A 21645-nucleotide genomic window follows, 5' to 3' on the forward strand; every position below is an offset into this window, starting at 1 on the left:
ATTTAGCAGGAGATACCTAAACGTGCTTCAAGTAAGTCACGCACGAGTTTTCCTCCTTTGCCGCCGTTGTGGCAGATGTGGTGTGCCCATTGATCAATTCGTTCAAGGGCTTCTGGAGTGTTCAGGTCGTCTGCTAGCAGTGCTCTAACATCTTGTACGAGTGTTTGGGATTCTTCGTCAGTCTCTTCAGATAACGCGCAGCTGAGGGCTTGTTGGTAGAGCTTATAACGTTGTTGTGCCTTTTCGAGGAGGTCTTCAGTCCAGAACCAGTCGCTACGATAATGGTTACTCATAATAGCAAGGCGGATAACGTTAGGGTTAGTGCCTTCTTTTCTGAGGGTAGAGACGAGTACGAGATTTCCAAGGGATTTACTCATTTTTTCACCGTCTAGTCCGACCATTCCGGTGTGCACATAGTGGTGAGCCATGGGTTTATCGTTCAGGGTGTAAGCGTGTCCTGCTCCCATATCGTGGTGTGGGAATTGGAGGTCAGATCCGCCGCCTTGAACGGTAAAAGGGGAAGGGAGGAATTTTTGTGCGATGGTGGTACATTCAATATGCCATCCGGGGCGTCCTTTCCCTAAAGTGGCACTGTCCCATGCTGGTTCGCCTTCGCGGTGAACACGCCACAGTAGAGGATCTAATTCGTCTCGTTTCCCTGGGCGTTGAGGGTCTCCACCGCGTTCTCCAAAAATGTTGAGCATTTGTTCTCTCGTGAGCCCGCTAATATCTCCGAGTTTCCAGTGTTCGGGGTCTGCTGGTGCGTAGTGTTCTGCTGCTTTGATATCGAAGTAAATGTCACCGTCAGGGTGAGTTGTTCCGTTTTCTTCGGTGTATCCGGGGACGGTGTAGGCAAGGTTTTTTGCAAGCAGTTCTGTAACAGCTTCAATGACCCAAGGAATAGATTCCACAGCACCGATATAGTGTGTGGGTGTAATAACGTTCAGTGCTTGCATATCGCTTCTGAACAGTTCAATTTGTTCTTGTGCGAGGTCTTCCCAGTTCACTCCGGTGGCTTCAGCTCTTTCTAGTAGTGGGTCGTCAACGTCGGTGACGTTTTGGACGTATGTTACTGGAATTTTTGCATCGAGCCACGCGCGGTGTAGCACGTCAAAGGCAACGTAGGTAGAAGCGTGTCCCATATGGGTTGCATCGTAGGGGGTAATGCCGCAGACGTATAAGCTTGCGGTATTCTGAGGAGTTTTGGTGAGGGTTTTTTCTCCCTTTGAGCTGTCAAAGATAGTAGGTTGTGGAGCTTGCCCAGGTAGTGTCGGAACCGATGCATATTCCCACGCTCTCATCAGATGTCCTTTCGTTGTGTGTTGTAGTTCAAAGAATACCCGCTTACCTCTGAATGAGGTAAGCGGGTACAGTCTTTCGTGATATTTCACGCAATATTATGGTTGAGAAAGTAATCTCTCATCAGTGTTTAGGCATGCGCTGATAGTACGCCGAAGCCTAAAAGGACATATAGTGTTACACCGATGACGATACGGTACCAGACAAAGATGGTGTAACTGTTATGTGATACGTATTTGAGGAACCATCCAATAATGAGGTATCCGACCACAAATGCAACCAATGTTGCTACCATCGTTGAGCCAAAACCGTAGTATCCGTTGAAGCCTTCCGAAAGGCTACCGTAGAGCTTGTATAGGCCTGAAGCGAATACAGCCGGAATAGCTAAAAGGAACGAGTATCGAGCAGCTGCTTCGCGTGTGTACCCCATCAATAGGCCGGCAGTAATAGTTCCGCCAGAACGTGAGACGCCAGGAATTAAAGCGAGTGCTTGAGCGAAACCATAGATAATACCGTGTTTGACATTAAGCTTGTCGAGGGTTCGTTGTTCTTTACCGACGCGGTCTGCGATAGCGATAAATACGCCAAAAACGATGAGCATTGTGGCGGTAATCCATAGTGACCTGAAGGTTGTGTCAATATACTTTTCGAGACCTAAACCTAGCAGCGCAATAGGAAGTGAGCCGATAATAATAAACCAACCCATCCGTGCATCTGGGTCTTTTTTGTCGACTGTTCCACGTAAAGAACCAAACCATTTGCTGATAATGCGTACGATGTCGCGCCAGAAGAATACTAGTACCGCAGATTCTGTGCCTAATTGTGTAATAGCAGTAAAGGCTGCACCGGGATCAGAAGTATTTGGTAAAAGCTGGCTGACAAATCTAATATGACCGGATGAAGAAACCGGTAGAAACTCTGTAAGACCTTGAACTAAGCCAAGGATTATTGCTTGAATCCATTCCACTTAACAGACTCTAGCGCTTTAAATTCGAGACAGCGACCCTATAGGGTCGCTGTCTCGAATTTAACAGTATTTTATAAGTTGAAAGAAAAATTAGTTTTCTTCTTCATAGTCAATGTCTTCGTCATCAAAATCTTCATAGTCATCATCGTCATCTTCGATATATACCTCAAGGGGTGTTACTTCCTCATATGTATCAAAGAGGACTTCTTCATAACGCTCAAAAGCATTAGCAATGGCCACATAGGCGTTATCGATTGCAGGGTCATGTTCACCGCGTCGGTTAATGATAGCGGTAAGATGCTCTTCAAGAGCATTGGTAAAAACTGACAGTGCAGCGCGAGGGTCGTTACTCATATATAGAACGTTATCGTGAAATGTAGCTACACGGTACTATTTAGGAAGAAAAGTTCTAAGAACGTGAGATATCGTACTCAAATAAGCAAAAATAACCTACCGGTAACAATGTATCGGCTTTTTAAAAGTAAACGGTGGTAGAGCTAAGTTGTTCTACCACCGTCTATTTTTGATGATGTTTAGTACCCCAAAGAAGCGAGGGAAGCGCTAATGGCGTCAGCAGAATTCTTGAGTTTTTGCAGTTCCTCATCGTTAAGAGGCATTTCGAGAACTCGTTCTACGCCGTTATAGGAAAGTACCGACGGTAACGAAACGGCAGCTTCACTGTGGATGCCGTAATATCCTTTCAGCTGGGTCGCAACAGGCAGAACCGCTTGCTCCCCTTGCAAAATGGCTTCAGCAATACGAGCAGCTGAGATGCCGATAGCGTAGTTAGTGGAACCTTTACCTTCAATAACGCGATATGCAGCCTTCATAGCTTCTTCTCCAAGGGCCGCTTTAACCTCGTCCGTGAAGACGCGCTCGCCGTGTGTTGTCCATTCGTCGAGGGGCACGAAGCCAATATTGGCACTTGACCATACGGGAAATTCCGAGTCGCCGTGCTCGCCAATAATGTTGACGTGAACAGATTTGATAGCCACACCAGCTTTGTTGGCGATAAGCCAACGTAGGCGAGAAGAATCTAGTGTGGTTCCGGAAGCAAAGCAACGGTTGGTGGGAAGTCCAGTAATTTTTTGTGCGACAACAGCTAGAACGTCACAGGGGTTTGTGACAATCATGAGCATTGTTTCGGGTGCTACTTCCATGACTTTAGGAAGCATTGCTTCAAAGATTTTTACATTAGCTTCAGCTAGTTCTAGGCGTGGTTGCCCTGGTTTTTGTCGTGCTCCTGCTGTGACAATAATGAGGTCGCAGTCTCGTAGTACTTCGATATCATCTCCACCGTAGACAATTGCTTCGGAGGCGAACATACTTCCGTGAGCAATATCGAGCCCTTCGGCGGTGGCTCGTTCTCCGGCAATGTCGTAGATGGCGATTTCATCTGCAGTGCCACGCAATGTTGCCGCATAAGCGACGGCAGATCCTACTCCGCCTGCACCAATAACGCCAAGCTTGGTTCTCTTATGTGAGTGTGAAGCCATGATGGCTTTCCTTTCAATTTTGTTAGCTGGGACATGGCATAACAAGTATGGCACGAAAACATGAGGGTTTATGTTGGGTTTTTGGGTTTTCGTTTGATAATTAGCGGGTAAATAGTTGATAATCGCTTCAAAAACCCGCTAAAAAACAACGCTTAAAGGTTACTTTTTGGCATTGGTCACATTTTCTATCATGAAAAAAATATTACAAAACCCTTAGTAAGTATGACAGGATCACCATATCTAGCATTGTGAACGATTGTTACTCGGCACTATTTGTACCATTCGTCACAATATTCTTCTTAGAGTCTAAGACACTAATAGTCAAAACTGGTGCAGAAAATCAACTAAAACCAATCAAAACAACAATTTTATGGTGGACTCAACCACCGAAAACATCCAAACATTTCACTAGTGAAAGATAAAACAACAGTGATAACTTCAAATATGGCATCTAACCACACACCATATATTCCCTTTCACAACACATAAAGATGCCCCTTGCTTCACCCGAAAGGAACGCCGCATGTGGCAACAGATTTATGACCCGCTCAGCTCAAGTGCGCTCTCAGCCGTTATCGCAGCACTACCAATTATCATCTTTCTTCTGGGACTAACGGTCTTCAAACTCACTGGTATCAAAGCAGCAAGTATTTCTCTAGCCAGCGCCTTAATCATCGCTGTCGCTGTCTTCCATATGCCGTGGACAGCGTCCTTATCTGCACTAACATATGGTGCGCTCGGTGGACTATGGCCTATTGGGTGGATTGTTCTCATGGCGGTCTGGCTCTACCGCATTGCAGTCAGAGCTGGAAACTTCAAAATTATTCAAGATTCTATCTCTGCCGTATCAGCTGACCAACGTATCCAAGTCCTCCTCATCGCATTCTGTTTTGGAGGGTTTCTTGAAGGTGCCGCAGGCTTTGGTATCCCCATCGCAATCTGCGCTGCACTTCTCGTAACATTAGGATTCGATGCTATTAAAGCTTCTGTCTATGCTCTTATTTCAAATGCTGCTTACGGAGCATATGGAGCAATTGGTATTCCTGTTATCGTTGGAGCAAAACAGGGGTCCGTCGAGCTATCTGCGTTAAGTGTCGAAATGATTCTCACGATTCAGCTCACGACCGCACTTATTCCGCTCATTCTCGTCTTTGTTCAAGACGGAATTCGAGCAGTCAAAGAAACTGGGCTCATTGCACTCATTATCGGTTTTGTGGTCTCAGGGCTACAGGCACTTATGCTTTGGACGCTAGGGCCAGAGCTAGCAGATATTATTCCGCCCCTTATTGGACTCGTAATCCTCGCTCTTGTGATGCGCCGTTGGCAACCTGCGCATATCTACCGAGAATCTGGGGCACCAGAAATTACATCAGAAAATGCCCCGACATTTACAGCTGTAGAAGTAGCAAAAGCATGGAGCCCTTTCTGCATTCTTTCAGGAATGATTCTGCTCTGGTCTACACCTTTTATGAAAGCTCTTTGGGCTGTCGGCGGACCATTAGACTTCACAACCATTAAGTTCTCTATGCCCTATCTGCACCAGAGTATTCTCCAAGTAGCCCCTATTGTTGCAGAACCTAAACCGATGTCGGCAATCTTTAGTTGGGGCATCCTTTCCGCTTCAGGAACTGCTATTTTTATTGCAGCGTTACTAACCATTGTTACCTCAAATATCACCATCGGCGCTGCTATCCAAGAGCTCCAAGGAACAGTTAAACAACTATGGAAGCCTATTGTGATGATTTGCCTCGTTATGGCGGTAGCAAATGTCATGAATTTTGGAGGCCTTAGCTCTTCTATCGCTCTAGCAGTTGCGGCAGCAGGATCTATTTTCCCGTTGCTCTCCCCTATTATTGGCTGGATTGGTGTATTCGTAACGGGATCTGTCGTTAATAACAACACCCTCTTTGCCGCGTTACAGGCAACCACTGCACAACAGATTGGAACAAGCCCTACCCTTCTCGTTGCGTCAAATACTACAGGTGGCGTGATGGCTAAAATTGTTTCCCCGCAATCCATTGCTATTGCAGCTGCCTCTGTAGGACTATCTGGTGAAGAGTCAAAGATTACTTCTGCAGCATTTAAATATAGTGTCGTGCTCTTAGCATGGACGTGCCTCTGGGTCTTCGCTCTATCGCTGGTACTCTAAAATTCCTTCATATCCAGAAAAACCCTGTTAGTACCTCACCTTGATGAGGCACCAACAGGGTTTTCTTTAATCTACAGTAATTAACTGTTTTTCTTTTTCTAACCTATTATCTTTATTAACTTAGGTAACCCTAAATAACATGTGAGGAAATATGAAACACCTGTCAGCATCTCTTGCTGTAATTCTTCTGACATGCAGCGTGTGTGCATGCAGCAGTTCTTCTCAAAAATCAGAGAATCCCGACCAGTCAACCAACACAACAGTGAACAGCTCTAATGCAGCAACAAGGCAGAACACGAATACTCAAACCCCAAATTTGACGGGTACGTGGAGCCAGAGAAACCCCAAAACTGACGGCATATGGTTAGAAGCTCTTGTTCATGACAACACCATTAGTATTCATTGGGTTCATGAAGAAGATGGAGCGCGCACTTTGTATTGGGAAGGTAGCTTTGAGGCTCCTCAGGCGGCAGGTGACTACACATGGGTATCGCAGACAGCAGTAGAGAAAGATGCAGAGTCTTCTCAAACCTCACGTGAACTGACAAAAACTTTCCGATATTCTCAAGATGGAACCTTGCATTACACTGTCACAACACCTGATGGTGACCAAGAAGAGGTAACAATGCAAAAACCCTAGACGGTAGTCAAACGAATATATCTTGAGCGGGTAACTGTTAGGGAAGGTTACCCCTCCCCTGATGTTTGTAGTGCTTTTAAATGCATTGAAGCCCCTACGGTTACCGTAGGGGCTTCAAATTTGTTGTGCGCGGAGGGGGACTTGAACCCCCACCCTCTAATACGAGGACTAGCACCTCAAGCTAGCGCGTCTGCCTATTCCGCCACCCGCGCAGGTGACATAGTGATGTTGACTTTTCGTAACATCTCTCGACAACAGGTAATAATCTACACGACCCGAAACGGGGTTGCAACTTGAAACAGCATTTTTTACAGCGACGCTCGTCACATACACGCTAACAGTAGCCATATTTACAGAAAAACACCTAGTCAAGAACATATTTAAGAGAATAAATTTTTTTACTTCACCTAAAAACTCCTCATCGACCCCATCTATCCGATACATTAAAACTGTGATGAATGAAAACCTAACCCAAGAAGAAGCCAGCGCCAGAGCAGAACTACTCACCGTCGACAGCTACGACGTGCTCATCGACCTTACCTACGCCAAAGACACAACATTCGACTCCTACCCCGTAGTAACAACAGTCCGTTTCACAGCAACAGAAAACGCCGAAACATTTATCGACTACATCCACCACAGCGTTGAAAGCGTTAAACTCAACGGAAAAACACTCAACATTAATGACTGTGTTGTAGGTTCACGCATTGTGCTCACCGAATTACGCGCAGAAAATATCCTCACCATTCATGGGCGCTCATTCTTCTCACGCTCGGGCGAAGGACTACATCGTTATCTCGACCCCAAAGACGGAAAAATCTACCTCTACACCCAATACGAACCAGCAGATTGCCGTAGAGTCTTCCCAAACTTTGAGCAGCCCGACCTCAAAGCAATCTTCAATTTCCGTATTACAGCCCCTAAAGACTGGGTCGTCTCATCAAACGCCCCACTCATAGAAGAAATACCAGACCCCACAAACGAAAACATCACTAAACGAGTCTTTGCACCCACCGAAAGAATCTCAACCTACATCACGACAATCCTCGCCGGTGAATACTTTGCAGCGTACGAACACTACAGCCCACGCACAAAAGTCTCAGACTCATCCTTTGAACTCGTAGCCTATTGTCGCCAATCGCTAAAAGAATATTTTGACTACGACAATATCTTTACCATCACCAAAGCTGGACTAGATTTCTTCCAGACGCTCTTTGACACCCCATACCCCTACCCCCAATACCAGCAAGCGTTCGTACCCGAGTACAACCTTGGGGCTATGGAAAACCCTGGGCTTGTTACTTTCACCGAATCCTACATTTTTGAATCTGGAGCAACAGAAGCTCAATATGAGGCACGAGCGAACGTCATCTGCCACGAGATGTCTCACATGTGGTTTGGGGACCTCGTCACCATGAAATGGTGGAATGACCTATGGCTCAAAGAATCATTTGCAGAATATATGGGCACTCTTGGCGCACATGAGGCGGCAGGCTTTAATAATGCTTGGGTCTCCTTCGCTAACCAACGTAAGGCGTGGGCATATACTCAAGACCAGCTTCCAACGACCCACCCCATTGTGGCAGATATCCAAAACCTTGAAGCTGCAAAACAAAACTTTGATGGAATCACGTACGCAAAAGGTTCCTCAGCACTCAAACAACTCGTTGCCTATGTCGGATTTGATACCTTCATCGCAGCATCACGTCTTTATTTTCAACGTTATGCAGGATTAAACACCACCCTCAACGATTTTCTTGAAGTACTCGATGAATGCTCCACCGAAGACGTTTACACATGGGCGCAAGCATGGTTACAGACGAGTGGGTTAAGCACCCTCATCGTGGAACGTCACTACACTCAGCAACAAGAGTTTAAATCACTAACGATTTCTCAGCTTCTACCAGAAGACGTCCCCACAGAACTTGGAAGGCCACACCATCTGCTCCTAGAAACATTCCAGCTTCAGGAGGATCAGCTTATCTCAACGAGCCTTATCGAATGTTCTATTCCAGCTGGCCCCGTTGAAGACATGGAATTGCCACTCAATGAGGAAGAAAGAACACACGTCGCGCAAGCAGAACTTTTGGTACTCAATAGTGGTGATTTGACGTATGCCAAAACTGTTATTAGCAAGGAAAACGGTCAAGAACTTGCACTATCACATGTACATACTATTGAGAATCCCCTTACACGCGGCATTATCTGGAGCAGCTTGTGGAATCAAGTCAGAGACGGGTCCCTTGAAGTTGAAAAGTTTTTAACAGCAGTCGAAAAGACACTCGGCTCAGAACCGGTTTCTGTCATTCTGTCAAACCTCTTAGCTCAAACAAACCTTGCTATTTCAAGTTATGCGCAACCGGCTCTTCGAAAACAGCTATGGGATCAGTTCACAGATTCTCTTAAAACAGCCTTGTATCAGGCACCGGAGGGAAGTGACGAGCAGCTAATCATTACTCGCGCTTTCTTAGAAGCAAGCGCCCACAGTCTCAACGGAGAATCCCTAGTACGCCATATTGCTCGTTATGCTAGCTCTGAAGAATCCATCACGTCTACTGAAATTCCCGGGCTAGAGCTTAACTCCACTTTAGGGTGGAACGCGCTAATTGCTCTAAGCGTTCATGGGCTCACCACCGTAGAAGAGCTTCAACAGCAACAGCAGCAGTTACCCGGTTCCATTTCGGAACGCAGCTACGCTCAGGCTCAAGCTTCTTTACCGCATCAAGATTCTAAAATGGCAGCTTTTGAACGTGTTCTGACCCAAACTGATGTATCTAACGATATTCTCACAGCAACAGCACGCGGATTCCAGCAAGGAGGATACCGGTTATGCCCGTCATTGATTCAGCAGTACTTTGATGCTCTCAATGGTGTGTGGGAAAACCGTTCAATTGGCATGGCGACACGTACTGTTTCTGGGTTGTTCCCTCCAGCTAATCTCCAAGCAGATCAAGCAGTAGAGCAAAATCCTGTTATCGTAGGAGCCCAACAGTGGCTTGAACACAACGGTCAAGCGCCGGGAGCTTTACGTCGTTTGATTCTAGAGCATCTTGATCAAAGCAAACGTGCCCTCAAAGCACAGCAATTCAACGCAGAGTCTGTGTAAATACTCTCATCTGAAAAACTTGTTGCCGGTTTAGCGCTAAATTGTTAGTGCTAAACCGGCAATTCATGAGAAGCTATTAGGTGAGTAAAACTGTAGGATAAAGGAGCAACACTTTGACCGATTATGCACTGGGTGATCGTGGAACAGTTGAAGTCATTACTCATGACTTCTACGATGCCGAGATTCTTCAGGTCTTTGAAGAGCTCCAGATGGATCGTGAACGCGTATGGAATGGACAAGCTCGTCTAGTACCAGAACCGGATAACCCTTATGAACCGGGTAGCATCGCTGTTTACGTTGACGAACTTAAAATCGGTCGTTTGCATCCTCATGATTCTAAAACCTATTGGAATCCCATTACTCGCGTTATCGCCTCTGGGTATGATGCGGTAGCGCATTTACAGCTGTCTGCCGTTGCTCGAAGAAAATCTGGGCATAATATGATCGAAAGTTCCGGTATTCTTTCGTTGAGCGCACCGGGGTCTTTGTTCCCGCTCAATAATGCCCCCACGCAAGCAGCTCTCCTTCCTCAAGGCCCTTCTATGAAGGTTCTTGATGAGAAAAACCATGCAGAGTATCTTCATTCGATTCTTCCGCCGAGCGGTGAAGGACGCGTCATTCTCACGCTTGAAGCAAATCGTCTACGTCAAGGAGACGGTAGCTTTATTGATTCAGTAGAAGTATTCCACGACCGTAAAAAAGTAGGGCGCCTGAGCACTCAGATGTCTGAACAATTAGCGCCCGTGATTCGTTATGCTTTTGAAAAGAATAAGCTCACGAGTGCGTGGGGAACGATTCGTGGTAATTCCTTTGAGCTGTCGCTCACGGTACAAGCCGTTCGTGCAGAAGATTTACCAGCGGAATGGTACGAAGAACTACCTAATAACGTTCCAGAGCTCTTGAGCCCAGCTGATGAGTATGAAGTAACAACGGTCTATGTACCGACTCAAGGTGAAATTGACGCTCAAACTCCTCAACGGAAAAAGCGTTCTGGTTTTGTGAGCCCGTTCAGTTCTGCTCGTCATCATTCCGAAGAAGAATCCGTTGAAGAGTACGATACGTTTACCGAGTTAAATCCTAACCGACGGGTATCCATTTTGATGGGGGTTGTAGGTGCAGCAGTATTACTCTTTGGTGTGTTCCTCATTTTTTCTTATCCGATGCTTGGACTCATCAGTATTGTCTTAGGTTTTTCTCTAGCACTTCTTGCTCTATTTATGGGAAGAGCTCCTGAAGATCATGAAGAATACGAACATTATGAAGAAGATTTAGAAGAACACCACAAGTAGCATTTCTTACCCCATAAATTTTCGGGGTTCTTTCTCCATAGCCAGCGATGGAGAAAGAACCCCTTTTCTATGCTCAAAAGTTTTTAAACCTAAGGCGGGTACGAGGAATCTCGTACCCGCCTTACTCATAAATCGTCTATATCAAAGATTCACAAGATTTTAGTCTTCACCATAGACTGCGGTATATGACCCCATGGTATCAGAGCGTAATGCTTGCGAAAGTGCAGCTGTCGCGTTGCTATCAAGAACCACAATAGACTGACCATCAACAGACCAACCCGTTCCAGCATTAGGAAGAGTGAGCATATGCATCCGAGTACCGCCAGAGGAGATATAAGGTGCTCCCATGGAGAAGAGCGTAGATGCGTTTAGGCCACTATCTACGGTGACGTACGGTGCAATAGAATCAATCACGGAGCGAAGCTCTGTTGCGCTGGTGAAAGCTCCCTTAGAAGTAATTGTTTGGAGCAAACCGCGCATGAATGCACGCTGGTTACGTACACGTTGATAGTCACCATCGCTAAAAGCATAGCGCTGGCGAACAAAAGCAAGGGCTTGGTTACCGTTCATATGGTTAGGCCCTGCAGTAAAGCTATAAGAGTCAGCAGTAAAGTTGAAAGGAACCTGTACAGTTACACCCCCGAGAGCATCAGTAAGGCTCTTGAAGCCAGAGAAATCAATCTCAGCAACGTGGTCGATACGCACGCCGAGGAGCTGTTCGAGTGTTGCAATTTGTAACCCCACGCCACCATAGTTGAGTGCAGCGTTAATTTTTGCAGCACCATATCCGGGGATATTAACCCAAGTATCACGCATAATGGAAATCAGGTAAGGGTCAGCTCCCCCACCGGGAACGTGAAGAATCATGATGGTGTCAGCTCTCTGTCCGCTCACGTGGATTGATTCTGGAGTTCCAGCGCGAGAGTCGCTACCTAGGAGCAGAATATTTTTTGCTCCTGTTGCGGCTGGGCGAGGAGTTACGGCCCCACCTTCAACAGAGTCTGGGATACCATCGCCATCAGAATCTTGTTCGGTAACGTTATTGATACCCTGTGAATTAACGACTTTTCCTTTATCGTGTGAAGCACGAGTATCTGAGGTATCTGAATCCTTAGATTGCTCCTCCTGTTTACCGTCTTCAGATTCTGTTACTTTAGTCTGCGCAGCTTCATAGTTTTTCTTAAACTCTTTGAGGGTTTCTTCGTTGACAGCACCATCATCGCCGGGGAATACCTGTTCTTCACTAAACTTCTGAGTACCGTTATTCCATGCTGAGCTGATGGAAGCGACGTAGGAGCAGCCGGCAATGCCGAGAATCAGTAAAAGGGTGAGCAATACACCCAATGTGATTTTTCCTTTTTTGCTTTTTTTCTGTGGGGCTGTCTCCGGTGATGGTTCTGCCATATGTGTGTTCTCCTAAGGTTTGAGTGTTTCAGGTGCGATACGACGATGCGAAAAACAGAGTCGTTCACTCTCATTGTAGCTACCGAATATAGAAAAACACCCCACAACAGGTGACAAAAACCTGTGTGAGGTGTGATTCTGATTTCTCAATCTAAACTTATGCGGATTTACCGAAGTTCTTGAAACGTGCGTTGAATCGCTCAACACGACCAGCGGAGTCCATAATGCGCTGCTTGCCAGTGTAGAAGGGGTGGGATTCAGAGGAAATTTCAACCTCAACAACAGGGTATTCGTTGCCGTCTTCCCATTTCTCAGTCTTAGCAGAAGTCATGGTTGACTTGGTGAGGAAGCTCTTGCCAGATGCAAGGTCGCGGAAAATAACGGGATTGTAGTCTGGGTGAATTTCAGCCTTCATAATTATACTTTCTTTAGTGTCTCTGGATTTTGCCAGAAACTATGATGAGTCACTAAAACGAATATTTTAGTAGTTTTACAACCAGCTAATAACGATATCACTTCTTACGAGAAGATGGCGTACCAACTCTAAGAAATACGTCACTTTTGATAACGTGTCTCCCAGAAAGCCACCGCGCTAGCAGCTGCAACGTTTAAAGAATCCACCTGAGCTGCCATCGGAATCATCACAGTATCTTGAGCTGCAGCCAAAGTTTTAGACGTCAACCCGTGACCTTCAGAACCAAATATGAGTGCAAGTTTCTCGTCATCACGTGCAGAAAGTTCCGAAAGAGACAGCGAATCTTGAGATAGGGCAAAAGCGGCGCTACGAAAACCTAACGTATGAAGGAGTTCAAGATCTTCAGGCCACGATTGAAGACGACCCCACGGAACTTGAAATACTGTTCCCATCGAAACACGGATAGAACGACGGTATAGTGGATCAGCGCATCGGGGAGTTACCAGAACCGCATCTACCGATAACGCGGCAGCTGAACGAAAGATAGCGCCAACATTCGTGTGGTCCACGATATCTTCTAAAATTGCAATACGATGAGCACCAGAAACCAAAGAATTGATACTCAACGGTTCAGGGCGACGTACCGCAGCAAGAGCGCCACGGTGCAAGTGAAAACCGACAATTCCTTCCAGTTCTTCTTCACTGCCAACGTAACATACCGTCTCAGGGTGCGAAAGAACTACATCTAAAAGACCGTCAGCCCATTTTTCGCTCATGACCATAGCTACAATAGGATGCCCAACAGCTACGGATCGGCGAATCACCTTTGATGATTCTGCAATATAAATGCCCCATTGAGGTTCTGCTAGTTTTCGTAAATGAACGTCAGTCAATGCATGAAAATATTCTTTGTGTCTGATGCTCATCTCACGAAGAGGAAGAACATTTGGGCAGGAGAAGACCCGCTGTTTTCGCTCATAAATATCTTGCTCAGAAAGCTGCTTTTTTCTACCCATTATTAAGAAGGTTCTTTCTTACCTAAAACACCATGCACAACAGCTTTAACTGTGTGTTAAGAATTTTTTGCGAAAGCAGAATAACGCCCTTGAGCGTTAATAGTCAGTTCAAAATCCATACCATAAGTTTTTTTCAAGTTCTCTGCTGTAATGGTCTGAGCAATCTCACCAGAAGCGATGACTTCACCCTCTCGGAGTAAAAGAGCGTGAGTGAAGCCGGCAGGGATTTCTTCAAGATGATGAGTTACTAAAATAGTCGCTGGAGCATACGGGTCTTGTGTTAGATGGTGTAGACGTTGCACTAAATCTTCACGTCCGGCTATATCCATGCCTGCGCCGGGCTCGTCCAAAAGAAGAAGTTCGGGGTCTGTCATCAATGCTCGAGCAATCAACGTACGCTTCTTTTCGCCTTCCGACAAGGTTCCAAAACGACGCTGTGCTAAATCCGCGATACCCCAGTCACGTAGCAATTCTTCTGCACGTGTGTTATCTAAAGTATCGTAGTCTTCGTTCCAACGCCCTGAGACCGCGTATGCTGCCGTCAAGACAACGTCAAGAACTTTCTCATCATCAGGAATGGTTGCGGCAAGCAAGGAAGAAGAAATACCAATACGTGGACGCAAGTCAAAGACATCTACAGCGCCTAAAATCTCATCAAGAATATCTACCATCCCGTTCGTTGGGTGCAAACGTGCACCAGCAATAGCAAGAAGAGTAGACTTTCCTGCGCCATTTGGGCCTAGGACAATCCATTTCTCACCTTCGTTGACCGTCCAGTTAACATGGTGCAAAAGATTCTTTTGCTGACGGACAACATCTACCTGTACAAAATCAAGAACTGCGCTCATATCTTTAACTCTAACGGTTCTCAACACTCTCTTTGGACATTCAACGAACAATACTTCTGTTATATGGCCATAGTTACGCTCTCTATCTCATCAGGCTGAGTACACTAACTCTTATGAGCATTGCCGTACGTATAACTTCCTTATGCACCGAACCAGAGTTCTTTTTGCAACAACACTCCCACCTCTCTCAGATAGTTTCAGCCACACCTTCTTTATCGGTAAATTCCAACCAAACATCAGAGGTGTTCTCCCCCATTCACCATTCACAAGAAGCGTCCGGCCCCGGTTACCAGATGGTACAAGTATGCGCACACTATGAGGGTTCAATACAAGAACTACGAAAAGAACTTAACCAGCAGGTGAAGAATACTGCAACGTTAAGTGTTCATGTCGTCCAAGAAGAACTCTATACCTCCGCAAAAAAGCTCATAGTTTTAGACGTTGATTCAACACTCATCCGAGAAGAAGTGATTGACGAACTGGCACGGCACGCTGGTAAAGCAGAGCACGTACAGTACATCACCGAACGTGCCATGAACGGTCACCTTGTTTTTGAGGAATCGCTCAAAGAGAGGGTGAAAGCCCTTGCTGGAGTCTCCGTTGAAGCCATTGAACAGGTCACACACCAGTTAACGCTCTCCCCCGGAGTTTTGCGCCTTATTGATTCTCTCCACTCGAAAGGCCATAAGATTGCGGCTGTTTCTGGTGGTTTTATACAGATTCTTCGTCCTTTATCCCAACGTATTGGACTTGATAATGCTCAGGCTAATACGTTAGAGATTGTTCATGAAACGCTCACTGGAAAAGTCGTAGGTGAGGTGGTAACACCAGAAACCAAACGCTTATATCTTCAAAAGTGGGCGGCAGAAGAGAATGTTTCGTTATCGCATGTTGTTGCAATTGGGGATGGAGCCAATGACATTCTCATGTTAGAGGAAGCGGCTTTAGGAATTGCTTTTTGCGCGAAGCCTTCACTTCAGTTAGCATCTGATGTTCAGCTCAATTTCTTACGTTTAGATGCGGTGCAACATTTTATGGGTCTTTAAAATGAAGAGTCCCCTTCGATAAGAATTACTCTGTTCGAAAGAGACTCAACAATAAAAACTCTATTTGATAAAACCTTGTGCGCCACCGACTAATTCAATATGCCCACTGGGGACATCTTCTGTCACCATCCGCGCAATTTCCTGAGCAAACTCATGAACGGTATAGAGTTTTCCTGCCTCTTCGCGGCGTTGTTCTAGCGCCCCCGGATGCAGACGGTTTAATAGCGTCGCAGTAACAGTTCCTTCAATCATGTCAGCAGAGACAACAACTAAAGAGATTCCTTGTTTCTGCAGTGCTGGCACCTCTGCAAGAAGAGCATCTTCTCCTGCACGTTTAGATTCAGCTACAGGCTGGTACTCTGCCATCGTAGGAACGTCACGAATAAAATGTGCTTGGTGGCTAGTCACAAAGACGATACGTGATCCTTGGTTCATATGTTCTGTGGCTAAACGGGCTAGACGTAGTTGCGAGTCACGGTTAAGAACCATAGCGTAGTCCTCTGGCATTCCACTTTCCATGCCGCCTGAGGCGTTAAGAATGAGGTAGTCAATAGGGCCGTATGCTGCGACTGCATCATGAATCAGTTTCTGCGCTTCAGCTTCTACCGTGATGTCTGCACCAATGGCGGTGGCTTCGCCACCTGCTTCGTGAATTGTGCGCACAACTTTTTGTGCCCTTGGAGCTTTAGAACGATAGTTAACAACGACTCTTGCTCCTTGATTGGCAAGGATTTCTGCGGTATCTGCTCCGACTCCTCTCGAAGATCCGGTAATAATAATGTGTTTTTGGTGTAGTTCTGTCATCGTCTTAGTACCTTTCGATAAAGCGTTGTTAGTGTCCCATGCCTAATCCGCCGTCTACGGGGATTACTGCACCGCTGATGTAGTGGGCTTGTTCGCTGGCAAGCCATGTTGCCACGTGTGCGATATCTTCTGGTTCAGCAAATTTTTTGGCAGGGATAGCGTCTCGATATTGTTGTTGAACTTTTTCGGGTAGAGCGGCAGTCATTTCAGTGTTAACAAAGCCTGGGGCGATGACGTTAGCAGTGATGTTGCGAGCGCCGAGTTCTCGGGTGATGGAGCGTGCCATTCCGATAAGGGCAGATTTTGAGGCTGCGTAGTTTGTTTGTCCGGCACTTCCGTAGAGTCCTACGACGGAGGAAATGAAGATAATACGTCCTCGTTTAAGTTTAAGCATTCCTTTGACGGCTCGTTGTGCTACGCGGAAAGCTCCGGTGAGGTTAGTGTCGATAACGTCGGTAAAATCTTCTTCGGTCATGCGCATGAGGAGAGTGTCGCGTGTGATACCGGCGTTAGCAATGAGTATTTCTACTGGCCCGTAGGTTTTTTCGATGAGTTCGTAGGCGTCGTTGAGGGATTTGGTGTCTTTTACGTCAGCTTTGACGCTGAAGAATTCTTGTGGCGCTTCTCCACTGCGGTAGGTAATACAGACGTTGTGGCCTTGAGCTTTGAACGCTTGTGCAATAGCGTATCCGATACCTCGGTTTCCACCGGTGACGAGGATAGTTTTGGGTGTTTGTTCGGTCATTATTTTTCTTTTCTGGTGGTTTGGTCGTAGTGTCTTGTGGGTAATACTACGCTTTTTGGGCTTTGGTTACTGGAGTTGTTTTTGCGGCTAAAAGCTTTTTTGAAGATATTGTGGGGTTTTGTGCAGAATTCTATTCTTAGTTGCACTTGCTAGTTTAAGTGTCATAAAAATTGTTGTGTTCTTCGGTTAAAGTTCTAGACTGGTGTGTGCATGATGCTCTCTGAGGTTGAGGGAAGGAGGTTCCGTGTCAAAGAAATATTGGACAGCAGAAGATATCGAACAATTAGGGTATGTCGGTTCATCTGAGCCTGAGGTGTATTCCATTACTCACGCTCCTAGTCCTCATTCAGAAAGTGTCGATTATCGGTGGCGTTTATACTCCATTAAGATGGCTTTGCGCGTGGTATGCATTATTGGTGCGGTACTTACTCACGGGTGGGTGTCTGTCGTATTCTTTATAGGTGCTGCTCTTTTGCCGTGGTTTGCTGTAGTAGTTGCTAATGGGCATCATCGTGGCGCTGGTGGTGATTTTTCGCCCTATCATGTTCCTAGTCAGGAGCCTTTAGCTCTTTGTACTGATATGGGTCAGGATTCGAGGAACCGTACCTCTGATGAGAATGACTCAGCTGAGGTGTGGGTTATTGATGGTGAGGTTATTCCTCCTTCGGATTCTCTAGGGCGTGATGTTTAAGTGGATATTTTAGGTGCGTTATCGGATACGGGACAGCTTCCGGAGGGTCCGGTAGAGGCTCCTTTATCGTATTGTTCTCGTCGTGGTTGCCAAGAAATAGCCCAGTGGAAATTACTGTGGAATAATCCTAAAGTTCATACTTCTGAACGGCGAAAAGTGTGGTTGGCGTGTTCTGAGCACCGCCAGTTCTTAGAAGATTTTCTAAGTTCGCGTTCCTTTTTAAAAGAGGTTCTGCCTTTTTCTGCAGAGGATGAGCTGTAGCGTACTGCGAGAGTTGTGCTTCAAGGTAGACTAGTGTGAGGTTCCCTTACGTAGTGGTGAAGCAAGCATAATCCTTCTTTTAGGTCTTGAAAGCATGAGGCAATGGTGTACAGGTTTTTATTCTCTGGTAAGTGGATTGCTGGTTTCATTTTTTGTATCTTATTTTCGTTGTTGTGCCTTTATCTTGCGCAATGGCAGATGAGCCGTAAAGAAGCTTTAGATTATAAAAATTCTCTGATTACAGATAACTATCATGCTGTTGCGTATCCTTTTGAGGAAGTACCTCATATCTTTGATGATTTTCAGATATCTGAACAGTGGCATCCGGTAAGTCTTCGTGGAGAGTATGTTCCAGACCAGACGCTTCTTGTGCGCAACCGACCTTTTGAAGGTCTCAACGGTTTTGAGGTGTTAGTTCCTTTTCGAGTATCTGATAGTTCGACGGTCGTGCTGGTGGATCGTGGTTGGATTCCTGCAGAACTTTTTGATACTGCAGCTGAAAATATTGAGGTTCCTCCGGCTCCAGCAGGTCACCTTTCCGTCGTTGTTAGAGTTCATCGTGGTGAGTTATCAACTGGTAAAGATTCTCCATCGGGGCAGATTCCGTCTATTAATTTAGCGGAGGCAGCCGAACGTACTGGGCTAGATATTGCTCAAGGCGCTTATGGAATCCTCGTATCGGAATCCCCTGCTCCCCCCGTTGCTCCGGAGAAACTTAAAGAACCAGAATTAGATGTTGGACCGAATCTTTCATATTCGGTGCAATGGTATGTTTTTGCGGCGATGAGTTATATTGCCTTTATTTGGTTAGCTCGTCAAAAAGTACGCAATGACGAAATTGATCGCCAAGTTGCTGCGGAGTTAGAGCAATATTATCGCCAGTTTTACGATGAACATGGAAATTATATTGGCGAAGAAGATGAAGAAGTTGTTCTTCGTAAAATGGAAATGGCAGATGATATGCCGGCCCATATGAAATCTATTGTTCGCCCAAGAATTCAGAAAAAGCGTGCTCGCCCCAGTGATGAGGAAGAAGAGGATGCTTTATTAGAAATGTATGATAACCCATAATTTCTACCCCATAATAGCGTTCTGACTAGAGAATATGTTAATCTTTTATCTTTGCTGTTGATGAGAGCGAGATAATTATGATGGGTTATACACATTCTCTAAGCGCTGCAGCCGTGTGGTTAGCGTTAGTCCATCATGGCGTTGTTCCTATCAGTGATCGTCCAACCATACTCGTGACGACATTAGCGTGTGCAGGGGCAGGAATGCTCCCAGATATTGACCATAAAAACGGTACTATTGCACATTCCATACCGCCTATATCTCGTTGGACATGTGCAGTTATACAACGTATAAGTGGTGGTCATCGTCAAGGCACTCATTCGTTAATCGGTGTGGGAATCTTTTGGGCTCTTGCACTGAGTTCTCCTCACTACCTGTGGTGGGGAGTTCCTTGGGTATCTATTATTCTGGTTGCGTATGCCGGTGGTCTAGCATTACGAACTTTTGGTGCACCAGGTGGTTGGATAGGTGCTGTTGCTGTTGCTTCTTTCGCCTATTATTCTTCACAGCCTATAGAGTTTTTCCCTCTAGTCATTGGTGTGGGTTCAAGCGTTCATATTCTGGGAGACGCGCTGACTCGACGTGGAGTTAACCTATTATGGCCGTTAACTGTCAAAGCTCCTATTTCATCCATTTTCTGGAAAAAATCTGGCAATATGGCGTTACCTATTCTTGGGGTGTCAGGGTCACGACGAGAGCAATTTCTCGCCGTGGCTCTGATGTTCTATGTGGTATGGGCGCTCATATCTTTAACCGGTTTTATCAAGTTTTAGTCGATGCTTATGCCAGACTAATGAGGTCTTCATACGCTTTGCTCCAGAGGTCCTCGACACCGTCTGGTAAAAGCAGTACACGTTCTGGTTTGAGAGCTTTTACCGCACCTTCATCGTGTGAGACCATGACAATTGCACCCTCATATGTTTTTAGAGCTTTAAGAATCTCTGCACGAGATGCGGGGTCGAGGTTGTTTGTCGGCTCATCAAGTAGTAAAACATTTGCTGAGGAAGCAACCAAGGTAGCCAAAGATAGTCGAGTCTTTTCGCCACCAGAGAGTACGCCTGCGGGTTTGTCGACATCGTCTCCAGAGAATAAGAAGGATCCTAGGATAGTGCGAACCTTAGTATCGTCGAGATCTGGTGCGGCAGAACGCATGTTTTCAACTACGGACCGTTCTGGGTCAAGAATTTCATGTTCCTGAGCAAAATACCCGATTTTGGCGCCGTGACCATAATGCACTTCACCGGTATCAGCGGTAGTGACTTTAGCGAGCATACGAAGTAAGGTAGTTTTTCCGGCACCGTTGAGTCCGAGAATCACCACGCGAGAGCCACGGTCAATAGCTAGATCTACGTCCGTAAAAATCTCTAAAGAACCATATGATTTTGAGAGACTTTCTGCCGTAATGGGGGTTTTACCGCATCGTGCAGGTGAAGGGAAACGGATGGCGGCAACCCTATCAACAGCCCGTTCTTCTTCTACGCTACGCATTAGACGTTCGGCACGTTTCATCATTTGCTGAGCAGCCACTGCTTTAGTTGCTTTGGCGCGCATTTTCTGGGCTTGTTCCATCAAGGTTGAAGCTTTTTTCTGTGCGTTAGCTCGTTCACGTTTACGTCGCGCTTCGTCTTGTTCACGCTGTGTTAGGTAGTTTTTCCAGCTCATGTTGTAGACGTCAACTAGGCAGCGGTTCGCGTCAAGGTATAGCACCTTGTTGACGACTAATTCCATCAGCTCCACATCGTGGCTGATAATGAGCAGCCCGCCTTGGAAGTTTTTAAGAAATTCTCGAAGCCACATCACAGAGTCAGCGTCAAGGTGGTTGGTTGGCTCGTCAAGAAGCATTGTATCTGCGTCAGAGAATAGGATGCGTGCTAATTCGACACGTCGACGTTGACCGCCAGAAAGTGTCGACAGTGGCTGGTTGAGAATACGTTCAGGTAAATCAAGGTTATTGGTAATTGATGCAGCTTCTGATTCGGCAGCGTATCCTCCACCGGCGATGAATTCTGCTTCAAGTCGGTCATACCGGCGCATTCCGCGAGCACAGATGGCAGGGTCTTCGCTGGCCATTTCTTCTTGGGCTTGACGCATTTTACGTGATATTCCGTCTAAACCGCGAGCAGAGAAAATACGATCTTTTGCCAGTTGAGACATGTCCTCAATTGCTGGATCTTGAGGAAGGTACCCGATTTTTCCTTGGCGTTTTATCTCGCCGCCGGCTGGCAATGTTGCCCCTGCAAGAACTTTGGTCATGGTGGTTTTTCCAGCGCCGTTACGTCCCACTAAGCCGATTTTATCGCCCTTATCAATACGGAAGTTTACATCTTCCATGAGCAGACGAGCTCCGGCTCTTAGCTCGAGGTCAGAAACAGTAATCAAGGAAAAACCTTTCACCTAA

20 protein-coding genes and 1 tRNA gene are annotated in these 21645 nt (G+C 46.1%); 9 read left to right on the top strand and 12 right to left on the bottom strand.

Annotation, left to right across the window (positions count from 1 at the left end):
- Positions 1-2: 2 nt before the first annotated feature.
- From mshC to ACN083_RS05005, 4 genes are all read right to left on the bottom strand, one after another.
- Positions 3-1301: a cysteine--1-D-myo-inosityl 2-amino-2-deoxy-alpha-D-glucopyranoside ligase gene (mshC, locus tag ACN083_RS04990; protein WP_419101734.1), complete on the bottom strand. Its 1299-nt coding sequence runs from the start codon at positions 1299-1301 to the stop codon at positions 3-5.
- A gap of 128 nt (positions 1302-1429) precedes the next feature.
- Positions 1430-2266, bottom strand: a complete 837-nt coding sequence (locus tag ACN083_RS04995; RefSeq protein WP_419101735.1) for an undecaprenyl-diphosphate phosphatase — start codon at positions 2264-2266, stop codon at positions 1430-1432.
- 90 nt (positions 2267-2356) lie between these two features.
- Positions 2357-2620: a hypothetical protein gene (locus ACN083_RS05000; RefSeq protein WP_419101736.1), complete on the bottom strand. Its 264-nt coding sequence runs from the start codon at positions 2618-2620 to the stop codon at positions 2357-2359.
- Between the two features lie 179 nt (positions 2621-2799).
- Complete coding sequence (locus ACN083_RS05005) at positions 2800-3762, bottom strand: L-lactate dehydrogenase (RefSeq protein ID WP_419101737.1); 963 nt, start codon at positions 3760-3762, stop codon at positions 2800-2802.
- 523 nt (positions 3763-4285) lie between these two features.
- Here ACN083_RS05005 and ACN083_RS05010 point away from each other — a divergent pair.
- Both ACN083_RS05010 and ACN083_RS05015 read left to right on the top strand, forming a co-directional pair.
- Complete coding sequence (locus ACN083_RS05010) at positions 4286-5911, top strand: L-lactate permease (protein WP_419101738.1); 1626 nt, start codon at positions 4286-4288, stop codon at positions 5909-5911.
- Positions 5912-6062: 151 nt separating this feature from the next.
- The gene (locus tag ACN083_RS05015; protein WP_419101739.1) at positions 6063-6551 is read left to right on the top strand and encodes a hypothetical protein; all 489 of its coding nucleotides are present in this window, start codon (positions 6063-6065) and stop codon (positions 6549-6551) included.
- A gap of 126 nt (positions 6552-6677) precedes the next feature.
- On the opposite strand, the gene ACN083_RS05020 is transcribed toward ACN083_RS05015, so the two are convergent.
- A tRNA-Leu gene (locus ACN083_RS05020) sits at positions 6678-6763 on the bottom strand.
- Positions 6764-7005: 242 nt separating this feature from the next.
- On the opposite strand from ACN083_RS05020, the gene pepN reads away from it, so the two are divergent.
- The gene (gene pepN, locus ACN083_RS05025; RefSeq protein WP_419101939.1) at positions 7006-9657 is read left to right on the top strand and encodes an aminopeptidase N; all 2652 of its coding nucleotides are present in this window, start codon (positions 7006-7008) and stop codon (positions 9655-9657) included.
- A gap of 113 nt (positions 9658-9770) precedes the next feature.
- Positions 9771-10946, top strand: coding sequence for a hypothetical protein (locus ACN083_RS05030; protein WP_419101740.1), 1176 nt, complete (start codon positions 9771-9773; stop codon positions 10944-10946).
- Positions 10947-11105: 159 nt separating this feature from the next.
- Here ACN083_RS05030 and ACN083_RS05035 read toward each other — a convergent pair whose 3' ends face one another.
- The 4 genes from ACN083_RS05035 to ACN083_RS05050 all read right to left on the bottom strand — a co-directional run bounded on the left by ACN083_RS05035 (position 11106) and on the right by ACN083_RS05050 (position 14629).
- Positions 11106-12350, bottom strand: a complete 1245-nt coding sequence (locus ACN083_RS05035; RefSeq protein ID WP_419101741.1) for an LCP family protein — start codon at positions 12348-12350, stop codon at positions 11106-11108.
- A 157-nt stretch (positions 12351-12507) separates the two neighbouring features.
- Positions 12508-12765, bottom strand: coding sequence for a type B 50S ribosomal protein L31 (locus tag ACN083_RS05040; protein ID WP_419101742.1), 258 nt, complete (start codon positions 12763-12765; stop codon positions 12508-12510).
- A 140-nt stretch (positions 12766-12905) separates the two neighbouring features.
- Positions 12906-13781: a TrmH family RNA methyltransferase gene (locus tag ACN083_RS05045; RefSeq protein WP_419101743.1), complete on the bottom strand. Its 876-nt coding sequence runs from the start codon at positions 13779-13781 to the stop codon at positions 12906-12908.
- Positions 13782-13837: 56 nt separating this feature from the next.
- Positions 13838-14629 carry an ABC transporter ATP-binding protein gene (locus ACN083_RS05050; RefSeq protein ID WP_419101744.1) on the bottom strand — a complete coding sequence of 264 codons (792 nt, stop codon included), beginning with the start codon at positions 14627-14629 and terminating at the stop codon, positions 13838-13840.
- A gap of 113 nt (positions 14630-14742) precedes the next feature.
- Here ACN083_RS05050 and serB point away from each other — a divergent pair, with 113 nt between their 5' ends.
- The gene (gene serB, locus ACN083_RS05055; protein ID WP_419101745.1) at positions 14743-15675 is read left to right on the top strand and encodes a phosphoserine phosphatase SerB; all 933 of its coding nucleotides are present in this window, start codon (positions 14743-14745) and stop codon (positions 15673-15675) included.
- Positions 15676-15735: 60 nt separating this feature from the next.
- Here serB and ACN083_RS05060 read toward each other — a convergent pair whose 3' ends face one another.
- The gene (locus ACN083_RS05060) at positions 15736-16479 is read right to left on the bottom strand and encodes an SDR family oxidoreductase (protein WP_419101746.1); all 744 of its coding nucleotides are present in this window, start codon (positions 16477-16479) and stop codon (positions 15736-15738) included.
- Between the two features lie 28 nt (positions 16480-16507).
- Positions 16508-17224 carry a beta-ketoacyl-ACP reductase gene (locus ACN083_RS05065; protein WP_419101747.1) on the bottom strand — a complete coding sequence of 239 codons (717 nt, stop codon included), beginning with the start codon at positions 17222-17224 and terminating at the stop codon, positions 16508-16510.
- Positions 17225-17468: 244 nt separating this feature from the next.
- On the opposite strand from ACN083_RS05065, the gene ACN083_RS05070 reads away from it, so the two are divergent.
- The 4 genes from ACN083_RS05070 to ACN083_RS05085 all read left to right on the top strand — a co-directional run bounded on the left by ACN083_RS05070 (position 17469) and on the right by ACN083_RS05085 (position 20020).
- On the top strand, positions 17469-17915 hold the full coding sequence (locus ACN083_RS05070) for a DUF3099 domain-containing protein (protein ID WP_419101748.1): 447 nt from the start codon (positions 17469-17471) through the stop codon (positions 17913-17915).
- Positions 17916-18176, top strand: a complete 261-nt coding sequence (locus ACN083_RS05075; protein WP_419101749.1) for an acetone carboxylase — start codon at positions 17916-17918, stop codon at positions 18174-18176.
- A 102-nt stretch (positions 18177-18278) separates the two neighbouring features.
- Positions 18279-19247 carry an SURF1 family protein gene (locus ACN083_RS05080; protein ID WP_419101750.1) on the top strand — a complete coding sequence of 323 codons (969 nt, stop codon included), beginning with the start codon at positions 18279-18281 and terminating at the stop codon, positions 19245-19247.
- 77 nt (positions 19248-19324) lie between these two features.
- A complete protein-coding gene (locus tag ACN083_RS05085; protein ID WP_419101751.1) occupies positions 19325-20020 on the top strand; it encodes a metal-dependent hydrolase in 696 nt (231 codons plus the stop codon).
- A gap of 7 nt (positions 20021-20027) precedes the next feature.
- Here the strand turns inward: ACN083_RS05085 and ACN083_RS05090 are convergent, their stop codons facing one another.
- Positions 20028-21626, bottom strand: coding sequence for an ABC-F family ATP-binding cassette domain-containing protein (locus tag ACN083_RS05090; protein WP_419101752.1), 1599 nt, complete (start codon positions 21624-21626; stop codon positions 20028-20030).
- Between the last annotated feature and the right edge of the window lie 19 nt (positions 21627-21645).

This window comes from Rothia sp. CCM 9418 (assembly GCF_048512825.1).
Lineage (GTDB): Bacteria > Actinomycetota > Actinomycetes > Actinomycetales > Micrococcaceae > Rothia.